Source organism: Streptomyces sp. NPDC101234 (assembly GCF_044767525.1).
GTDB lineage: Bacteria > Actinomycetota > Actinomycetes > Streptomycetales > Streptomycetaceae > Streptomyces > Streptomyces sasae.
The window spans coordinates 150,653-168,713 of record NZ_JBIWOA010000011.1; the positions used below are offsets into that span (position 1 = coordinate 150,653).

Below are 18,061 nucleotides of genomic sequence, written 5' to 3' on the forward strand. Positions count from 1 at the left end.
GAAGTGCTGGTGATCGGTCTGATGTCCGGGACGTCGCACGACGCGGTGGACGCGGCGGCCGCCGAGTTGCGCCTGGCCGGCGACACGCTGCTGCTGAAGCCGCTGGGGATGGTGAGCACGCCGTACGACGAGGAGCTGCGGGAGTCCCTCGCGGCGGCGCTGCCGCCGGCTGCCGTGCCACTGGCGCGGGTGTGTCTGCTGGACACCCGGATCGGGCAGGCGTTCGCGGCGGCGGCCGTCCGGGCCGACCGTGAACTGTGCGGCAGACGGGCCGAGTTGGTGGCCTCCCACGGGCAGACGGTCTACCACTGGGCGGAGCGCGGCCGGGTGTACGGCACCCTGCAGCTGGGGCAGTCGGCGTGGATCGCGGAGGCGACCGGGCTGCCGGTGGTCGCCGACTTCCGGCCGAGGGACGTGGCCGCCGGGGGCCAGGGCGCTCCCCTGGTGAGTCTGGTCGACCTGCTGTGGCTGCGGGGGCGGCCGGGTACCCCCGTGGCGCTGAACATCGGCGGCATCGCCAACCTCACCGCTCCGGACGGCACGGCCTTCGACACCGGGCCGGGGTGCGCGCTGATGGACGCCGCGGCCCGGGAGTTCACGGGCGGGCGGGCGGCGTACGACGTGGACGGGGCGCTGGCGGCACGCGGCCGTCCGGACGCGGCGCTGCTCGAAGAGCTGCTGGCGGAGCCGTACTACGCGCTGTCCGCGCCCAAGACAACCGGCAAGGAGCTGTTCCACGCCGGCTACTGGCGGGCCCCCGAAGGCCTGTCCGCCGAGGACGCGCTGGCGACTCTCACCCTGCTCACGGCCCGGACGGTGGCGGACGCGGTGCGGGGCGTGGGGGCGACGGAGGTGATCGTGTCGGGTGGCGGCACCCGGAACCCGGTGCTGATGACGGTGCTCCGGACCGAGTTGCCGGGGATCCCGGTCCGCGTCTCCGACGATCTCGGTCTGCCCGCGGCGGCGAAGGAGGCGTACGCCTTCGCGGTCCTCGGCTTCCTCACCGCGCACGGCCTCGCGGGGACCGTCCCGGCCGCCACCGGCGCCCGGCATCCGAGCGTGCTGGGCTCGTTGACCCCGGGCCGGGCCGGGCTGCGGCTGCCCCCTCCGGCCGCGGGTCCGCCGACGCGGATGCGGATCGAATGAACCGCGGATGCCCTCACCCGATGAACCGTGCCGATACTCTCATCCGAAAGTTGCCGGATCCTCTCATCCGACTTTCACCGATGCCTCATACGGTGGGGGCATGACGCAGGTGACTCCTCCCGGGTGGTACCCCGACCCCGGGCAGACAAGTGACGGTCCGGCCACCGAGCGCTGGTGGGACGGCAAGGCCTGGACCGAGCAGACCCGCCCCGCCGGGTCGGCCGCCGACTGGGGTCCCCCGCCGCAGCCGCCGGCCGACGGGGCCTACCCTGCCTACCCGGCGTACCAGGCCCAGCCGGGGTACCCGGAGTACCTCGGATCGCCACCGGCCGGCCGACGCGGGCTGCGCACCGGGATAGCCGTCGGTGTCGCCGCGGCGGTGCTGGCCGCCATCGGGGTGGGCGTGTACGCGCTCACCGGCAGCGGCAGTGACAACGGCGGCCAGGCCGCGCAGCAGGGCTCGGGCGGCCAGGGCGGTTTCGGCCAGGGCGGTCAAGAGGGGCAGAACGGCGGACAGGGCTTCCCGTTCGGCGGGTCGGGCGGCAGCTCGGGCTCCGGCGGGGGTTCGGGCTCGGGCGGCTCCGGGGGCAGTGCGTCGCCGGAGCCGAACCAGTCCGAGGCGCCGAAGATCAAGGGCGGCGGCACGGTGTCGGACGCCGTCAGCGCCATCAGCATGCCGGTGCCGGACGGCTGGACCGGGCAGGCGACCACCCTCGGCGCCGCGGTCACCTCCGACAACTCCTACAAGTGCCCCGGCAACACCTCGCAGACCTGCACCGCCGGCGGCGCCTACTCGGCGCCCGCGCTGGCGCTGGGCACCTCGGGCGGCACGGCCGAGGAGGTCGCCAAGGCGGACATCGCGGCGAACGCGAAGGAGTCGTACGGCGGCACGACCTACGGCGCGATCACCTCGCACGAGGTGCTGGCCTCCAAGGCGGTCACCGTGGCCGGGCAGAAGGGCTATCTGGTCCGCTGGAAGGCGGTGACCAGCAAGGGCGCCGACGGCTATGTCGAGTCGCTGGCCTTCCCCTCGCCCGCGAACGCCCAGCAGATCGTGGTGGTCCGGTTCGGCGTGGACGTCGGCCAGAAGGAGTCGGTCATCGACACGATCACCGCCGGCATCAAGGTGTCCTCCGGCAGCGGCAACGGACAGAACACCTGACCGCCCGCCGGTACTGATCGGCCGGGTGGAGCGCCCCTCCGCTCAAAGGGGAGCCCCACCCGGCCGGGGGGTGCGCGCCGCCCCCGTCCCCACGGTGCGGCGCGAGCAGGTCACCGTCCAGTCATCCCACGGACGGCGGCCTGGGTCTCAGGTGAGTCCGAGTGCGGGCAGCACGACAGCCTCCACGAAGCCGACGAGATAGGCGGAGTCGGCGTACTCGCCGGTCAGGATGGGCCGGATCCGCAGGACTCCGAACATCATGGCCGGGACATACTCCAGTGCGGGGTGGTCGGCGGGTACCTCACCGTGTTCGACACCGCGTCGCAGGATCTCCTGGAGTGCGGCGATCTCGGGTTCGACGAGCGCCTCGCGCAGGGCCATCGCCAGCTCTCGGTCCGAGGTAACCGCGTGCCCCAGCGCTTGGAGCAGCTTCGTGTCCTTGCCCGACCAGTTGCCCGCGATCCGCCCGACCTGGCGCAGGTCCTCGGCGAGGGACCCGGTGTCGATGCCGACGAAGCGTACCCGGCGGTTGGCGCGCAGCGCGGCCGCGACGAACTGCGGCTTGGTCTTCCACTGCCGGTAGAGCGTGGACTTGCTGCACCGGGTGCTGGCGGCGACCCCGTCCATGGTCACGGAGTCATAGCCGCACTCGCGGATCTGTTCGAGCACGGCGTCGAAGAACTCCCGCTCACGCTCCGGCGTGATCTTGGAGCGGCGCGAGGCGGCGACCGTCTCCGGTCCGTCTGCGGCCTGCGACGTCATGCGCCCTTCTCCTCACTCGCACATCACCTGCGGATCATTTCCGCACCGCCCGCCGTTCGACCGGGGCGGAAACCTACAACCAGTGTGGCCTACGTCTATCGATACGCCACTGTACCGGTACTCAGGCGTATCGGTACAGTGGCGTATCGGTACTCTTCCGTATCGATGAGTATCGGCGAGTCCGGGCCACCGTCCGGACTCGGCACAGCACCACCGTCAGTGAGGGGGCCTGGGATGAGATCCCAGTCCGAGCCGGCAGAAGCGGAGCCGGGCGCCATAGCCCGGCCGCCGCTCGTCCGTGAGCTCCTGCTCGTCGCGGGGCTCTTCCTCGTCTACAAGTTCGGGCGGCAGCTCGCCACCGGCCACACCGCCGAGGCCATGCACAACGCCCACCGGATCTGGGACCTGGAAAGGACGCTGCATCTGCCCTCGGAGGTCTCCGTGCAGTCCGCACTGCTGCACGGCGACACCCTCGTCCATCTGGCCAACACCTACTACGCCACGGTTCATTTCCCGGCCACGCTGGCCTTCCTGGTCTGGCTGTACCTGCGGCGGCCCGCGCACTACGTCTGGGCCCGCCGGGTCCTCGCCGTGGTCACGGCCGCCGCCCTGGTGCTGCCCTTCACGTTCCCGCTGGCACCGCCGCGGATGCTGGCCGCGAGCGGTCTGATCGACACCGCGCACGTGTACGGCCCGTCCGTCTACGGCCCGCCGTCCAGCGACCACCTCTCCAACCAGTTCGCGGCGATGCCCTCACTGCACTTCGGCTGGGCCCTGATGGTGGCGATCGGCCTGATCGTCGCCACCCGGTCCCGCTGGCGCTGGCTCTGGCTGCTGCACCCCGCGATCACCCTCCTCGTGATCGTCGGCACCGCCAACCACTACTGGCTGGACGCGATCATCGCCACCGCGATGCTCGGCACCGCCCTCGCCCTGATCCACCCGCCCCACCGCACGACCACCACGGCCGGACGCGGCACCCGGGGTCTCACCGTGGAAGAGCCCGCGCTGGTGGGGGCGGGCCGATGAGCGCCGCCGCCCTGGTCGCCGTCCTGCTCTCCCTGGTCTCGGCCGCCGCCTACGCGGCCGCCGCGGTCGCACAGGAGCGCCTCGCCTCCAAGAACTCCGGCGCGGGCCTGCTCCGCCTGCTCGGCAGCGGCGCCTGGTGGGCGGCGGTCGGCCTGAACGCCGGCGCGGCCCTGCTGCACGTCGTCGCCCTCAAGTACGGCCCCCTCACCCTCGTACAGCCGCTGGGCGCACTCACCCTGGTCGCAGCCGTACCGATGGGCGCGCGGGTGGCGGGCCGCCGGGTCAGCGCGACGGAGTGGCGTGGCACGGCCCTCACCCTGCTCGGCCTCGGCGCCCTCCTGATCACGGCCTCGGGCCCGGCGCCCCACAAGATCCTGAGCCTCCCCGAGGCCCTCGCGGTCGCCGGTACGACGGCCGTTCTGATCGGCACCCTCTCCCGCCCCGGCGCCCGGCCGGGCCTGCGCCACGCCACCGCGTCCGGCTTCGCCTCGGGCGTCGCGTCCGCCCTCACCCAGACGGTGACGGTGGCGGCGACGGAGCGTTCGGGCCCGGCCCTCAGTACCGAGGTGATCGTGGTGGCGCTGCTGGTCGCCGCGTTCGCGGTCGGCGGCCTGCTGCTCTCCCAGACGGCCTACCGAGGCGGCCTGGGCGCCCCCCTGGCGGTGGTCACCCTCTCCAACCCGGTGGCGGCGGCGGTGATCGGCCTGACGCTGCTGGGCCAGGGACTGCACGGCGGCGCGGCCGGAATCCTGCTCGCGCTGGCGGGCGCCGGCCTGGCGTCGTGGGGCGTGGTCCTGCTGACCCGGGTACCCCCGGCGGCACGACCCATCGAACTCGCCCCGGACGAGGAACACCCGGTGGCGGCGGTACTGGCCCTGGAGGAGGCGAGGATAGCGGCACAGCAGGCGCTGCTCCCCCAGCAGAACCAAGAACCCGGCCACCTCACAGCACACTGAGAAGCGCCCCGGACTGCAGCGCCCCGTCAGGGGCGCTGGGGGTACCCCCGGCCGAAGGCTGGGGGAGGAACTGCCCGACCAGCCACAACGCACCCGCAGCCGCGACTCGGCAGGTCCCGCCCCCCACAAGGCGTTCGTCAACACCCCGCACCGACAAACCCCCGAAACGCCTACGGCCGGCCCCCGCGGCCTCCCCGCGAACGCCGGCCGCCAAGGCCGTGGCCGTACCCCCGTAGGGGACTGCTCAGCCCAGCCCCCGCGAATCCTGCTTCAGCGCCGTGTCGACGGTCAGCGCCGTCGCCACCACCAGACTCCGCAGCGGCTCCGGCAACTGGTGGTGAATCTGCAGGACGTAGTTGTCGGCGGTCGTGAACATCGTCTTCGCGAGCCCCTCCCACGTCTTCGTGATGCGGGCCACCTCGTTGTCCGCGTGGTCGACGACCGCGAAGTTCCACGCCCGCCAGTTCTCCGCCTTGATCGCACCGACCTTCTGACCGCCCGCGTTCATCGCGAAGTTGATCTTCCCGATCATGTTCTGCTGGACGATCTCACCCACCGGCGAACCGTCCGGACGCGTCACGACCACCCGGGACTTGAAGACCTTCGCGGGCCGGGTCAGCACCAGCTGCGGCTGCCCGTGGGCGTCCCTGATCTCCAGCTTGTGCGTCATGAACTGGTCGAGGCTGGAGACGAACCGCGCGATCTTCTTCAGCGCGCTCTGATCGACCTCGACCACCGAGCCGAGCTCCCGGCCGTTCTGGTCCATGACCTTGTACTCGTTGGTCAGCTCGATCAGCTTGGCCTTCTGGTTCACCACCAGCACCGGCTCGGTGAACAGGGTGCCGCCACCGGCACCCCCGCCCGCGACCCCGGCCTGCTGCTGCACCTGCCGCTGCACGCGGGGGTCGGCGGCCGGGGCGGCCTGCCCCGGCACCGCGCCCTGCTGATTCGTGTGGTCGGTCCACCGGGCGCCGTCCCAGTACCGGAGCGTCTGGGGCGCACCGTGCGGATCGGGGTACCAGCCTTCAGGAGTGTTCGATTGCGTCGTCACCGGGGCACACTACCCCGATGTGACCGGTACCTGATCAGCCCGCACGATGCGACCCTCATCGCACCGTCAGTCGGTGATGATCGCCGGGTCGCTGACGCCCGGACGGCCGTTCTCGACATGTCCGGCGATCCGCCGCACAAAGGTCTTGTCGGCGTCGGAGGTGACGGTCACGTCGTACCAACGGCGGCTGTGCGCGAGGTCGACGGTGTGCTTCACGGTCGCCCCGGCGCGCACGGTGACCGTGCACGGCTTGCCGCCGTACCCGTTCGCCAGCGTCAGCTTCACCGTGCCGGAGCCCTTGTTGGAGAGGGTGAGCTCGATGTCGTCGCCGACGGGACGCGCGGTGACCTCGGGGCCCGCCGCCTTGCCGGGGCCCTGGAAGGTGCGCAGGAAGCCGTTCGGGCCGTGCACGGTCAGGTCGTACGACCCGTTCGAGTACGCCGTGTTCCAGGTGTCGGAGACGGACTTGCCGGCCTCCGTGGTGTAACTCCAGGGGCCGTCGGTGCGGTTGTTGGAGGTGACCAGGAATGCGGCGCCGGCGTGCGCACCCGACGCGAAGGCGAGCGTGAACTTGCCGGTCGCCGCGTCCAGCGAACCGTCCACCACCGGGGCGTACTTGAGCGGCCGGGTGGGCCGCGAGCCGCGCTCCTGCCTGGGCAGGACCGGGTTGGCCGGCGGGGTGGGCACGTAGTCGGGATGCCGGTTCTTGTCCGGCGGCTGGTAGCCGTCCGTGGTGGGCAGCGCGACGGGCTTGGTGTCCTTGCGGGAGAAGTCGAACGCGGCCGTCAGGTCACCGCTGATGGCGCGCCGCCAGGGCGAGATGTTCGGCTCGTGGACGCCGAAGCGGTTCTCCATGAACCGGATGATCGAGGTGTGGTCGAGCGTCTCGGAGCAGACGTAACCGCCCTTGCTCCACGGGGAGACGACGATCATCGGGACGCGCTGGCCGAGGCCGTAGGCACCGGCCGCGTGGCTCGCGTCGCCCTTGAAGAGGTCCAGGCTCGGGTCGACCGTGGACTTGCCCTGTGCGGCGGAGGCCGGCGGGAACGGCGGGATCAGGTGGTCGAAGAAGCCGTCGTTCTCGTCGTACGTGATGAACACGGCCGTCTTCGCCCACACCTCGGGGTCGGCGGTGAGCGCGTCGAGGACCTGCGAGACGTACCAGGCACCGTAGTTGGCGGGCCAGTTGGGGTGCTCGGTGAAGGCCTCGGGGGCGACCACCCAGGAGATCTGCGGCAGCTTGCCGGCCTTGACGTCGGCCTTCAGCCGGTCGAAGAAGCCCTCGCCCTTGGTGGCGTCGGTGCCGGTGCGGGCCTTGTCGTACAGCGGGTCGCCGGGCTGGGCGTTCTGGTACTGCTTGAAGTAGAGCAGCGAGTTGTCGCCGTAGTTGCCGCGGTAGGCGTCCTGGATCCAGCCCCAGCCGCCGTTCGCGTCCAGGCCGTCGCCGACGTCCTGGTAGATCTTCCAGGAGACGCCCGCCTTCTCCAGGCGCTCCGGGTAGGTCGTCCAGCTGTAGCCGGCCTCGTCGTTGCCGAGGACCGGGCCGCCGCCCTGGCCGTCGTTGCCCGTGTAACCCGTCCACATGTAGTAGCGGTTCGGGTCGGTGGAGCCCATGAACGAGCAGTGGTAGGCGTCGCAGACGGTGAAGGCGTCGGCGAGCGCGTAGTGGAACGGGATGTCGTCCCGGTTCAGGTACGCCATGGTCGTGGAGCCCTTGGCCGGCACCCACTTGTCGTACTTGCCGCCGTTGACGGCGTTGTGCGTGTCGCTCCAGCCGTGCGGGAGGTCCTGGATGAAGGCGAGGCCCAGGTCGTCGGCGTCCGGGTGGAAGGGCAGGATGTCCTTCGTGCCGTTCGACTGGTTCCACACGGACTTGTTGTTCTGGGTGACCGAACGCGGGTCACCGAAGCCGCGGACACCTCTGAGGGTGCCGAAATAGTGGTCGAACGAACGGTTCTCCTGCATCAGGACGACTATGTGCTCGACATCCTCGATCGACCCCGTGCGGTGGTTCGCGGGGAGCGCGGCGGCGCGCTCGATGCTGCTGGAGAGCGCCGTGAACGCCGTTGTGGCGCCCGCGAGTTGAAGGAATCGGCGCCGGTTTACTTCGGTCATGGGTGAACGACCTCTCATCCTGACGTACGGATGGCCGGAACAGGGCGGACAGTGCGCGGGAGCGAGTGTTCCAAGGGCATCGAACGTCAGGGAAGGGTCTGGTGGCGCGGATGTGAATCTCGGAGGTACGCGAGGTAGGCAGTCGGTAAGGAGGCGGGCGGATCCGGTCACGGACGACCGGTCACGGACGAGGGGACGACCTCGGCCGTGACCGGTCGGCCGGGGTGTCAGCTGATGAAGGAGCCCGCGGCGCAGGCGCTCTCCGTCACCCACTGGTGGGACATGATGTTGTCGTTCATGGAGTGGCCGTCCGTGAAGTGGTCACGGGTGAGGTCGTCCACGTAGAGCTCGCCCGGCTTGAGGCAGCCGTAGCCGCCCGAGTAGTTGGCGTAGTAGTAGAAGGCCACGACGTCCTTGCCGCCGACGTAGCCGCTGTTCATCACGGAGGAGGCGGAGTTGGCGACGCCCTGGAAACCGCCGGAACCGTCGGCCCAGCTGGCGTCGTTGCCCGCGGTGACGCCGAGCAGGCCGCCCGCGCAGTCCCAGTCCCGCCAGGCCCGCACATTGCCGTCGCGGCCCGGCCACTGCGCGTTGCAGCCGGCGGATGCCTGGGCGTTCACCGGCAGGGCGAAACCGACGGCCGCGAGGGCCAGCGTGGTGAGGGCGAGGGTCATTTTGCGCATGATGAATTCCCGTTCTGCCTCGTCGGAGGCGGTCGGTGTGGGAGAGGGCCGCGGCGGGCGCCGCGGAGTCATGGGGTTCCGGCAGGTGTCAGGTGCGGGCGGGCACGATCCGCTCGGCGCGCTCCAGCGCCTTCAGGCGCACCTGCCGGTAGGCGTCCAGCCGGGCGCCGTACTCGCCGTCCAGCTGGGCCAGACAGTGGGCCTCGCGGTCCTGGCCCACGGACCTGAGGGAGACCTCGCGAGCGCAGGTGGCGTCGGCGACCGCGGTCCGGGTCTCGGCGGCGAAGCTCCTGGCCTCCCCGGCCCGGGTCTGGTCGGCCGGGTGCTCCCGGGTGGCCTGCCGGGCGGCGTCGGGGTCCGGGTAGGGGTGGCCGGCCCGCTTCATGCAGGCCGACCACGCGTGCACGGCGGCGGTGAACCGCCGGTCGTGCAGCAGCTTGCCGACGTAGAGCGGGCGCAGGTTGCTCGCCGTGGTGTCGAGCCGGAACCAGGTCTGCGGGTCGCCGTACAGCTGCCGCTCCGCCTCGCCGTCGCAACCGCCGGTCTGCTTGCTGACCTTGCCCCCGCCGGGGACGTCGGTGCGCAGCAGCTCGGCCTGCCGGCCACCGTCGAGCGCGGTGTCGTACGCGGCCTTCCGGGTGGCCGTGAGGCCCTTGCGGTAGGCGCTGTTGGGGTTGTGCAGCCGGGCGCGGTCCTCCTTCGCGGTGATCCTGCTGCCGTATCCGTAGGTACGGGCCCAGCGCACGTCGTCCTGGACGTAGCCGAGCGGCCTGCTCTCGGCCAGGCTCAGCGGGCGGTCCGTCCAGTAGCGGAACCCGTGGCGGGCCATGCACCGGGCGACCAGGCTCTGTTCGGCGTCCGAGATCCGCAGGTCCTCCGCGTAGGTGAGGTCCCGGACCCGGTGCGCGGCGGTGGGGGCCGAGCCGTCGCCGGACGCCCGGGAGCAGCCGGCGAGGGTGAGCGCGGCCACGGCGGCGACAGCGCTCAGCCGCGCGGTCTTTCGACGGAAGGCGGTGCGCTTCATCGGGCGACTCCCTGGGCGTACGGCGAACGGCTCGGTGCTTACGGCCCGTTGACGCCGTCGGAGGGGCGTTCGTATGACACCCGGTCGCGGGGAACTTCGGACGCGACGGAATTCGCGGCGGATCCGGGTACGCGGTCATACGAGAGCCGGCGGCCGGCCGTCTCCCGCACAGGGGTCGCTATGGCCACGCACAGAAACCAGCCAACTGCGACAGGAGGGAGAACGGCTCCCGAGGCACCGGCGGGCCCCGGCTCGGTTCGGTACGGCGGGCATCGCGGCGGTTCCGCCGGGCCGGTCGGCCGGACGGGTTCCGGACATGACGGCCCGGCTTTCGGCCTGCCCTGACGGTGGCCGCCGATATCGTTGTCGGCATCCGCTGGGAGCGGCGATCGGGGATCGATGTTCGAAGTACGCCTGCTCGGCCCGGTGGAGGTCTGGGAGGGAGGCCGGCGGGCCCCGCTCGGCGGCTCCAGACCTCTCGCCGTCCTCGCCTCGCTCGTGGTGCACCTGGGTGAGGTCGTCTCCACCGAACGCCTGGTGGACCTCGTCTGGGACGAGAAGGCCCCGGCCACCGCGGGCGCCCTGGTCGCCACCCATGTCTCCGCCGTACGACGGGCACTGGCCCGGGTCGGCACGGCCGAGCTGATCCGGACCCGGGCCCCGGGATACCTCGCCGACCTCGCCCCGGACCGGGTCGACGCCCGCCGCTTCGAGGAACTCCTCGCGGCCGGGCGGTCCTTGGGGCGTACGGAGGAGGCCGCGTCGGTGCTGGCCGAGGCGCTCGGGCTGTGGCGGGGCCGGGAGGCCCTGGAGGGGCTCGGCCAGTCGTTCGCGCGGATCGAGGCGGCCCGTCTCGCGGAGCTGCGGCTGGTGGCCGAGGAGGAGTCCTTCGGGCTCGCCCTGGAGCTGGACCGGGCCGACGACACGATCGCGCCGCTGCTGGCCCATGTGGCCGCGCATCCGCTGCGGGAGCGGCCGCGCGGCCAGCTGATGACCGCCCTGTTCCGCACCGGCCGGGTCTCCGACGCGCTGCGCGTCTACCAGGAGGGCCGCGCGGTGCTCCGCGACGAGCTGGGCATCGACCCGGGGCCGGAGCTGCGGGCGGTGCACCAGGCCGTGCTGACCCATGACACGGGCGTGCTGGGAACCGGTCGGGCCGCCCGGCCGGTGCCCGAGCCGACCGCACGGCCCGTGCCGGTACCCGCCCCGAGGGACGGGGCTCCCCCGCCCGCGCCCTCCCATCTGCCGCCGGACATCGCCGACTTCGTGGGCCGCGCCGGGCAGGTCAAGTGGGCCGCCGAACTGCTGCGCGGCGTCAGCGACACCGGCCGGACCGCACCCCCGATCGGGGTGATCTCCGGGCGCTCCGGCATGGGCAAGACGGCCCTCGCCGTGCACGTCGGCCATCGCACCGCCGAACTCTTCCCGGACGGACGTCTGTTCGTGGACCTCAGGGCCGCCGACACCACGCCGCTGGAGCCCGCCGACGGGCTCGCCCGGCTGCTGCGCGCGATGGGCGTCGCCCCGGACACGCTGCCCTCCGGGGTCGAGGAGCTGACCGGCCTGTACCGCACCCACATCGGGCACCGCCGGGTCCTGATCGTCCTGGACAACGCGGCCGGCGAGGCACACGTCCGGCCCCTGCTGCCGCCCGGCCCCGGTTCGGCGGTGCTGGTGACCAGCCGCCGCCGGCTGGTGGCCCTCGAAGGCGCCGCCCATCTGGACCTCGCCGTACCGGACGAGGCCGAGGCCCTCGAACTGCTGCGCCGGGTGGCCGGCGAGGGGCGGACGGGAGCGGAGCCCGCCCAGGCCGCCGAGATCGTCGCCCTGTGCGGGCGGCTGCCGCTCGCGGTGCGTATCGCGGGCGCCCGGCTCGCCGCCCGTCCGCACTGGGCGCCGGGCCGGCTCGCCGGACGGCTGCGCGACGAACGCCGTCGGCTCAACGAACTCAGCGCCGGGGACCTGGAGCTGCGCACCAGCCTGGAGCTCGGCTACGCCGACCTCGACCCGCAGGAACGCCGGGCACTGCGCCGTCTCGCCCTGCTGGACCTGCCCGACTTCGCGGCCTGGGTCGCCGCTCCCCTGCTCGGCATAGGGACCGAGGAGGCCGAGGAGGCCGTCGAGCGGCTGGTGGACTGCCACTTCATCGATGTGATCGGCGTGGACGGCACCGGCCTGGCCCGCTACCGCATCCACGACCTCGCCCGGGAACACGCCCGCGAACGCTGTCTCTCGGAGGAGAGCGCCGAAGAACGCGCGGCGGCCGTGCTGCGTCTGGTCGGCTGCTGGCTGGACCTCGCCAGGAAGGCCGCCGCCCGCGGCCCCGGCGGTGCGGCCCGGCACTTCCCCGAACCGGCCGCCGTGCGCCCGCTGGACCCGGAGACCGAGGAGGCGCTGCTCGCCCGGCCGGCGGCCTGGTTCGCCGCCGAACAGGCCGGGCTGCTGGCCGCCGTGACACACTGCGCCGACCATGGGCTGGCCCGGGCCGCCCGGGATCTCGCCGGGGCGCTGATAGCGAGTTCGGCCGCGCTGTACAACCAGTTCGACGCCTGGTCCCGCTCGCACACGGCGGCCATGGCGGCGGTACGGCGCAGCGGGGACGTCGAGGGCGAGGCCTGGCTGTTCACCGGCCTTGGCCAACTCCGCTACGAACAGGACCGGTTCGAGGAGTCGTACGCCTACTTCGCGGACGCGCTGCGGCTTTTCGGGGAGCGGGTGCCGGACGGGGCGGCGCAGGCGCTGGCCGGGATGGGCACCGCCCGCCGTGAACAGGCTCGCTATGCCGAGGCGTTGGAGCTGCTGGAGGCCGCGCTGGAGCGGTACGGCGACGACGGCGAGTTCGGCGCCCGGGCGCGGGTGCTGTACGGCATCGGGTATGTGCACCGCGAGCAGGGGTGCGGGGCCGCGGCCCGGGAGGCCCTGGCCCGGGGCCTCGATCTGTACCGTGCCGCCGGCGACCGGCACGGCGAGGGGCTCACCTTGCGCTCGCTCGCCCTGTGCGACCGGGCCGAGGGCCGGTACCCCGACGCGGAACGGCAGTTGCACGAGGCGCTGCGCCTCTTCACCGCTCTGCGCGACACCTTCGGCGCGATGTACACCGAACAGTCGCTGGCCAAGGTGGAGTTGCGCACGGGCCGGACCGAGGAGGCGGGACGGCGGCTGGTGCGGTGTCTGGAGGTGGCCCAGGAGCGGCAGGACCGGTTCGGGGAGGCGTTGGTGCTGCGCACGCTCGGGGAGCTGCGGCTGGCGGCCGGGGACACCGACGCGGCCCGGGCACCGCTGGAGCACGCGGCCGCCCTCTGGGCGGAGTTGGGGCTGCCCCTGTGGCGGGCCCGCACGATGTGGGACCTGGCCGCGGTGTGGACGGCGGACGGCGACACACAGACCGCGCGAGCGGCCCGGTCGGAGGCGCTGGAGGTCTTCCGGTCGGTGGGCGGACGCGAGGCGCGGGAGCGGACGGACGCGGAGTCGCCGTGATCGAGCGCGCGGACCGCCAGTGGTCGTGGACGGGCGGGAGGACCGCGAGCCGCCGTGACCGGGCAGGTCTGCAGAAGTCCTGGTGGGGCGCTTGCAGGGAACCTGCAGAGCAGTTGCAGGGGGGCCGGGCACTGTTGTCTGCGTGACGGACATCATCACGCTCTCCGACTCCCGGGTCGCCGCGGTCGCCGAGCAGGAGTGCGGCGAACCGCTGGTCGATCTGCGCGGGACACCCGGACTACGGGTCGACGCGCGCCAGGCCGACGCCGACGGCAGCTACGCCCACCTGCGCTCGGGTGCGCTGCACCGGCTCCTTCAGGCGCAGTCGCTGCTGCCCGACGGGATCCGGTTCCTGGTGGTCGAGGGCTACCGGCCGCCCGATCTGCAACGGCGTTATTTCGAGCAGTACGCGGCGACCATGCGGGCGGCCCACCCCGGCGCCGGACCGGACCGCATCCGTGAGCTGGCCAGCGCCTACATCTCCCCGCCGGAGGTGGCGCCCCATGTCAGCGGCGGGGCCGTGGACCTGACCCTGTGCACCGCGGACGGCACCGAGCTGCCGCTGGGCACGGCGGTCAACGCCACCCCGCAGGAGAGCGACGGTGCCTGCCGTACCGGGGCACCGGGCATCGGCGCCGAGGCACGCGCCAACCGGGAGTTGATGGACCGGGTGCTGACCACGGCCGGCTTCGTCAACTACCCGACCGAGTGGTGGCACTGGTCCTACGGCGACCGGTACTGGGCCCTGCTGAGCGGGGCGCCGGCCGCCCGCTACGGGCCCGCCGCCGCACCTGTCCGGACCGTCTGACCAGCGGACCGGATCCTTCTCACGCCACGGATCCCTCACCCGACGGATCTCACACACGGATCTCTCACACCACGGACGACCAGCGGGGGACGACCATGGAAAGCCACGGCGGCACATGTACGCAGGATCCGCGCGAGGCGGCCCGGGACCATATGACCCCGGGAGACTTCGACGCCGCTTTCACCGCCGACATGCCCAGACTGCGCAGACGGCTGCTCGCCCTGACCGGCAATCCGCATGACGCGGACGACCTGCTGCAGGAGACGTATCTGCGGCTGTCCCGGCGGGCCCGCGCCCGGAATCTGACGCACCAGCAGCATCCTTACGCCTACACCTGCACGGTCGCGCTGAACCTGCTGCGCGACTCCTGGCTGCACCCCTCCCGCCGGGAGCGGACCACCGACCGGCTGCCCGAGGCGGGCTGGGACGGCGGGCTCGGCTCGTACGAGGCCTCGGCCACCGCCCTCGCGCTGCTGAGCGTGCTCTCGCCGAAGGAGGCGGCCGCGGTGATCCTCGTCGACCTGGAGGGGCTCACCCACGACACGGCCGGGGAACGGCTCGGCGCCCATCGCGGCACCGTACAGCGCAACCGGATGCGGGCGCTGGCCAAGATGCGGGCGGCACTGGCCGGTTGAGTTCCGGGTGCCGCGTCCCCACGGGGGTGGGACGCGGCACCCGGTCGGTCATCGGACCCCCGCAACACATGGCTCCATGTCAACGAAGGATGTGCACCTTGAGAATCACCACACCTGCCAGGGTTGTCGCCGTCGCCGCGGCTCTCGCGACGGTCCCGCTCCTGTCCGCCACCGCGCATGCCACCACCGGGCATGCCACCACCGCCCAGGCCGTCACCACCCCGGCCGCCGCCCAGGACGCCACCTGTGGTGTGCTGGCCTCCGGCGCCTCGGCGACCGCGGAGGCGGCCGTGAACGCGGCCTGCTCCCAGATCGGCGTCTGGTACAGCTGGGGCGGCGGTCACGGCGCCACGCCCGGTGCCACGTACGGCTACTACGACGGCTCCGACCCCGACAGCCTGCACGACAACGAGCGCAAGGGCTTCGACTGCTCGGGCCTGACGCGGTACGCGTACTACCGGGCGACCGGCCGCGACCTGCTCAACGGCACGGCCGACGACCAGTACCACAGCCCGCAGGCCTCGGCCCGCTTCTCGGCGGGCCAGGGCACCGCTCCCCTGGTCCCGGGTGACCTGATGTTCTGGGGCAGCGGGTACATCCACCATGTCGCCATGTACCTGGGCGCGGGACAGATGGTCGAGGCCTACGAGTCCGGCACCCACATCAGGGTGACGCCGGTGCGCACGGGCGGCGACTACGCGGGCGCGATCCGCATCAACCCGACCGGCACACCGGTGCCGCCGCCGGCGAACGGCGGTTCGACGTTCGAGACCTGGGGCACCGGGGTGCACACGCACTCCACACCGAGCGTGCACGCCTCGGTCGTCGACACCTTCGCCGGTCCCACCCAGGTCTCCGTCCAGTGCCAGGAGCACGCCGAGGAGGTGACCGCAGAGGGCTACACCAACGACATCTGGGCCAAGCTCGCCGACGGCTCCTGGATGACCAACATCTACATCAAGGGCCCGGCCGAACTGCCCGGCATCCCGGACTGCGGCGGCGACAACCCGCCGCCGCCGAGCGGGGGCAGCACGGCGTTCCAGACCTGGGGCACGGGCGTGCGCACGCACAGCGAGCCCAACGTGAACGCCGGTGTCGTCGACTACTTCGCCCAGCCGACGACGGTCAACGTGGTCTGCCAGACCCACGCCCAGACGGTCACGGCCGAGGGCTACACCAACGACGCCTGGTCCAAGCTGACCAACGGCGCGTGGATGACGAACATCTACATCAAGGGCCCGGCCTGGCTGCCGGGGGTCGCGACCTGCTGATCCGGGCCTGCCCGCGGGGCGCCCCTCGATTCGGGCGCCCCGCGCACTTGCCTATTCACTTTGTTGCTTATTGGCAGCGGCTCGCTGCCCCAGTCTCCGCAGGGCCAGGTCCCCCCACTGGAGGTTCTCCCGCTCGAAGGACATCCCGCGCAGCAGGGTGAGGTACGGGCCGATGCGGTCCGCCTCGGCGAAGTACGCCTCCTCGGAGCGGCCGGCGAGGAGGCGCTGCCTGATCCGTTCGTAGCGGGCGAGTTTGGCGGTGGCCCACTCCATGCGTTCGGCGACGGCCGTCCGGACCGCCTCGATGTCACCGGCGTCCGCGCACTGCACCTTGACCAGCAGCTCGTCGCGGACCACCGCAGGTCGGCCAGGCGGCTCGGCCGTATGAGCGCGTACCGCCTCACGGCCGGCGTCGGTCAGTGAGAACAGCCGCTTGTTGGGCCTGCGTTCCTGCTCGACCACGCGGGCGGCGACCAGTCCGTCCGCCTCCATGCGGTCCAGTTCGCGGTAGAGCTGCTGGGGCGTCGCCGTCCAGAAGTTGGCGACCGTCGCGTCGAATCCCTTCGCGAGGTCGTACCCGGAGGCCTCTCCCTCCAGGAGGGCGGCCATCACCGCATTCCGCAGAGCCATGGGGACACGCTAGCATGCGAAAGTACTCAACTTTTTGAATAGGTGAGGTGGACCCCATGCACCCCTTCCGCAAGGCCGTCGAGAGCGACGACATGGACGCCGTGGCCGCCCTGCTGGCCGACGACGTCGTCTTCACCAGCCCGGTCGCGTTCAAGCCGTATCCGGGCAAGGCGATCACCGCCGCGATCCTGCGCGCGGTGTCCCGGGTGTTCGAGGACTTCGTCTACGTCCGGGAGATCGCGAACCCCGACGGCCGGGACCACGCCTTCGTCTTCACGGCGACCGTGGCGGGCAAGAAGCTCCAGGGCTGCGACTTCCTGCACTTCGACGAGAACGGGAAGATCGACGAGTTCACGGTGATGGTGCGCCCGCTGTCGGCCGCCCAGGCGCTGTCCGAGGCGATGGGCGCCCAGTTCGAGCGGATCGCCCAGGAGGCCGCCGCCGCGCAGTGACCGGCCGGGCCGTCGTCCTCCGGTTCCCATGATCGCCCGATCGGGGGACTGCCCGGTCGAGGGACTGGTGGGAGCCGGGCACGGCCACGAGACTCTGGACCATGACCGCTTCCGACCGGCCGCAGACGCTCGCCTGGGACACCCCCGCGGCCGCGGCGGCCTACCGCAACCGTGACATGAGGCTGGCCCGGCAGCTGATCTTCCCTGCGGTACTGGACCGCGTAGGCGTTCCCCGAGGGCCCGGCGCGACCGTCCTCGACGTGGGCTGCGGCACCGGCGCACTGGCCCTGGAACTGGCCCAGGCGCGCGGCTGGTCGGTGCAGGGTGTCGATCCCTCGGCGCACATACTGGACATCGCCCGCGCCGACCGCGCCGATCCGCGCATCGGCTACCGCCTCTTCGACGGCCGTTCGCTGGCCTGGATCCCGGACGGCAGCATCGACGCGGCCGTCTGCTGCCTGGTCTACTGCACCGACCCCGACGACACCAGGCTGGCCGCGCTGACCGCCGAGATCCACCGGGTGCTCCGGCCGGGCGCCCCCTATGTCCTCGCCGACCTCAACCCGGACGCCGTGGGAGAGCGGTTCGCCACGCTCCGGTTCGGCGACGAGGGCGCGTCGTACTCCGAAGGCGACCCCGTGCCCACGGTGCTGCGCCAGCTCGACGGCACTTCCGTCACCACCGCCTGCTACTACCGTCCGCTGTCCGCGTACCGCGCGCTGCTCACCGGGGCGGGCTTCCCCGCGCCCGCCACGGACACCCCGGCACTGCCGGACTCCGACCGCCCCGCCGGGTCCGGCCTCGCCCCCTACCTGATCATGGACACCACCCGCCGCTGACCACACGTCGGTCCAGCACAC

At 72.3% G+C, this 18,061-nt stretch carries 16 protein-coding genes; 10 read left to right on the forward strand and 6 right to left on the reverse strand.

The features are described from left to right. Positions 1–3: 3 nt before the first annotated feature. Together ACIRR9_RS21555 and ACIRR9_RS21560 are read left to right on the forward strand one after the other, a co-directional pair. Entirely contained in the window at positions 4–1,146 is a 1,143-nt protein-coding gene (locus ACIRR9_RS21555; protein WP_403754068.1) for an anhydro-N-acetylmuramic acid kinase, read from the forward strand. A 100-nt stretch (positions 1,147–1,246) separates the two neighbouring features. Continuing rightward, positions 1,247–2,308 carry a DUF2510 domain-containing protein gene (locus ACIRR9_RS21560; protein ID WP_403754071.1) on the forward strand — a complete coding sequence of 354 codons (1,062 nt, stop codon included), beginning with the start codon at positions 1,247–1,249 and terminating at the stop codon, positions 2,306–2,308. Between the two features lie 147 nt (positions 2,309–2,455). On the opposite strand, the gene ACIRR9_RS21565 is transcribed toward ACIRR9_RS21560, so the two are convergent. Continuing rightward, positions 2,456–3,070, reverse strand: a complete 615-nt coding sequence (locus ACIRR9_RS21565; RefSeq protein WP_403754074.1) for a TetR/AcrR family transcriptional regulator C-terminal ligand-binding domain-containing protein — start codon at positions 3,068–3,070, stop codon at positions 2,456–2,458. 234 nt (positions 3,071–3,304) lie between these two features. Between ACIRR9_RS21565 and ACIRR9_RS21570 the strand changes: the two genes are divergently transcribed. Together ACIRR9_RS21570 and ACIRR9_RS21575 are read left to right on the forward strand one after the other, a co-directional pair. Beyond that, a complete protein-coding gene (locus ACIRR9_RS21570; protein ID WP_403754077.1) occupies positions 3,305–4,099 on the forward strand; it encodes a phosphatase PAP2 family protein in 795 nt (264 codons plus the stop codon). Further along, a complete protein-coding gene (locus tag ACIRR9_RS21575; RefSeq protein WP_403754080.1) occupies positions 4,096–5,055 on the forward strand; it encodes a hypothetical protein in 960 nt (319 codons plus the stop codon). The genes ACIRR9_RS21570 and ACIRR9_RS21575 overlap by 4 nt, the downstream gene beginning before the upstream one ends. Positions 5,056–5,299: 244 nt before the next feature. Here the strand turns inward: ACIRR9_RS21575 and ACIRR9_RS21580 are convergent, their stop codons facing one another. The 4 genes from ACIRR9_RS21580 to ACIRR9_RS21595 all read right to left on the reverse strand — a co-directional run bounded on the left by ACIRR9_RS21580 (position 5,300) and on the right by ACIRR9_RS21595 (position 9,928). After that, positions 5,300–6,106, reverse strand: coding sequence for a phospholipid scramblase-related protein (locus ACIRR9_RS21580; RefSeq protein WP_365335284.1), 807 nt, complete (start codon positions 6,104–6,106; stop codon positions 5,300–5,302). A gap of 66 nt (positions 6,107–6,172) precedes the next feature. Beyond that, the gene (locus ACIRR9_RS21585) at positions 6,173–8,221 is read right to left on the reverse strand and encodes a phosphocholine-specific phospholipase C (protein WP_403754083.1); all 2,049 of its coding nucleotides are present in this window, start codon (positions 8,219–8,221) and stop codon (positions 6,173–6,175) included. Positions 8,222–8,448: 227 nt separating this feature from the next. Next, entirely contained in the window at positions 8,449–8,904 is a 456-nt protein-coding gene (locus tag ACIRR9_RS21590) for a hypothetical protein (protein WP_403754086.1), read from the reverse strand. An 88-nt stretch (positions 8,905–8,992) separates the two neighbouring features. Continuing rightward, the gene (locus ACIRR9_RS21595) at positions 8,993–9,928 is read right to left on the reverse strand and encodes a hypothetical protein (RefSeq protein ID WP_403754089.1); all 936 of its coding nucleotides are present in this window, start codon (positions 9,926–9,928) and stop codon (positions 8,993–8,995) included. A 399-nt stretch (positions 9,929–10,327) separates the two neighbouring features. Here ACIRR9_RS21595 and ACIRR9_RS21600 point away from each other — a divergent pair, with 399 nt between their 5' ends. From ACIRR9_RS21600 to ACIRR9_RS21615, 4 genes are all read left to right on the forward strand, one after another. Next, positions 10,328–13,405, forward strand: a complete 3,078-nt coding sequence (locus tag ACIRR9_RS21600; protein WP_403754091.1) for an AfsR/SARP family transcriptional regulator — start codon at positions 10,328–10,330, stop codon at positions 13,403–13,405. Positions 13,406–13,547: 142 nt separating this feature from the next. Continuing rightward, positions 13,548–14,213, forward strand: a complete 666-nt coding sequence (locus ACIRR9_RS21605) for a M15 family metallopeptidase (protein WP_403754094.1) — start codon at positions 13,548–13,550, stop codon at positions 14,211–14,213. A gap of 152 nt (positions 14,214–14,365) precedes the next feature. Further along, complete coding sequence (locus ACIRR9_RS21610; RefSeq protein ID WP_403754097.1) at positions 14,366–14,848, forward strand: RNA polymerase sigma factor; 483 nt, start codon at positions 14,366–14,368, stop codon at positions 14,846–14,848. Between the two features lie 98 nt (positions 14,849–14,946). Next, a complete protein-coding gene (locus ACIRR9_RS21615) occupies positions 14,947–16,119 on the forward strand; it encodes a C40 family peptidase (RefSeq protein ID WP_403754100.1) in 1,173 nt (390 codons plus the stop codon). Between the two features lie 51 nt (positions 16,120–16,170). Here ACIRR9_RS21615 and ACIRR9_RS21620 read toward each other — a convergent pair whose 3' ends face one another. Then, positions 16,171–16,749 (reverse strand): PadR family transcriptional regulator, encoded by a 579-nt coding sequence (locus tag ACIRR9_RS21620; RefSeq protein WP_403754103.1) that lies wholly within the window; start codon positions 16,747–16,749, stop codon positions 16,171–16,173. A gap of 56 nt (positions 16,750–16,805) precedes the next feature. Between ACIRR9_RS21620 and ACIRR9_RS21625 the strand changes: the two genes are divergently transcribed. Both ACIRR9_RS21625 and ACIRR9_RS21630 read left to right on the forward strand, forming a co-directional pair. Further along, entirely contained in the window at positions 16,806–17,201 is a 396-nt protein-coding gene (locus tag ACIRR9_RS21625; protein WP_365335267.1) for a nuclear transport factor 2 family protein, read from the forward strand. A 101-nt stretch (positions 17,202–17,302) separates the two neighbouring features. Continuing rightward, positions 17,303–18,040, forward strand: coding sequence for a class I SAM-dependent methyltransferase (locus ACIRR9_RS21630; protein ID WP_403754107.1), 738 nt, complete (start codon positions 17,303–17,305; stop codon positions 18,038–18,040). Positions 18,041–18,061: the final 21 nt, after the last annotated feature.

What these genes read in the sequence shown, in the direction of transcription:
- ACIRR9_RS21560 (WP_403754071.1), top strand. Translation starts at nt 1,247, where the DNA reads ATGACGCAGGTGACTCCTCCCGGGTGGTACCCCGACCCCGGGCAGACA.
- ACIRR9_RS21565 (WP_403754074.1), bottom strand. Translation starts at nt 3,070, where the DNA reads ATGACGTCGCAGGCCGCAGACGGACCGGAGACGGTCGCCGCCTCGCGC.
- ACIRR9_RS21570 (WP_403754077.1), top strand. Translation starts at nt 3,305, where the DNA reads ATGAGATCCCAGTCCGAGCCGGCAGAAGCGGAGCCGGGCGCCATAGCC.
- ACIRR9_RS21575 (WP_403754080.1), top strand. Translation starts at nt 4,096, where the DNA reads ATGAGCGCCGCCGCCCTGGTCGCCGTCCTGCTCTCCCTGGTCTCGGCC.
- ACIRR9_RS21585 (WP_403754083.1), bottom strand. Translation starts at nt 8,221, where the DNA reads ATGACCGAAGTAAACCGGCGCCGATTCCTTCAACTCGCGGGCGCCACA.
- ACIRR9_RS21590 (WP_403754086.1), bottom strand. Translation starts at nt 8,904, where the DNA reads ATGCGCAAAATGACCCTCGCCCTCACCACGCTGGCCCTCGCGGCCGTC.
- ACIRR9_RS21595 (WP_403754089.1), bottom strand. Translation starts at nt 9,928, where the DNA reads ATGAAGCGCACCGCCTTCCGTCGAAAGACCGCGCGGCTGAGCGCTGTC.
- ACIRR9_RS21600 (WP_403754091.1), top strand. Translation starts at nt 10,328, where the DNA reads ATGTTCGAAGTACGCCTGCTCGGCCCGGTGGAGGTCTGGGAGGGAGGC.
- ACIRR9_RS21610 (WP_403754097.1), top strand. Translation starts at nt 14,366, where the DNA reads ATGACCCCGGGAGACTTCGACGCCGCTTTCACCGCCGACATGCCCAGA.
- ACIRR9_RS21620 (WP_403754103.1), bottom strand. Translation starts at nt 16,749, where the DNA reads ATGGCTCTGCGGAATGCGGTGATGGCCGCCCTCCTGGAGGGAGAGGCC.
- ACIRR9_RS21625 (WP_365335267.1), top strand. Translation starts at nt 16,806, where the DNA reads ATGCACCCCTTCCGCAAGGCCGTCGAGAGCGACGACATGGACGCCGTG.
- ACIRR9_RS21630 (WP_403754107.1), top strand. Translation starts at nt 17,303, where the DNA reads ATGACCGCTTCCGACCGGCCGCAGACGCTCGCCTGGGACACCCCCGCG.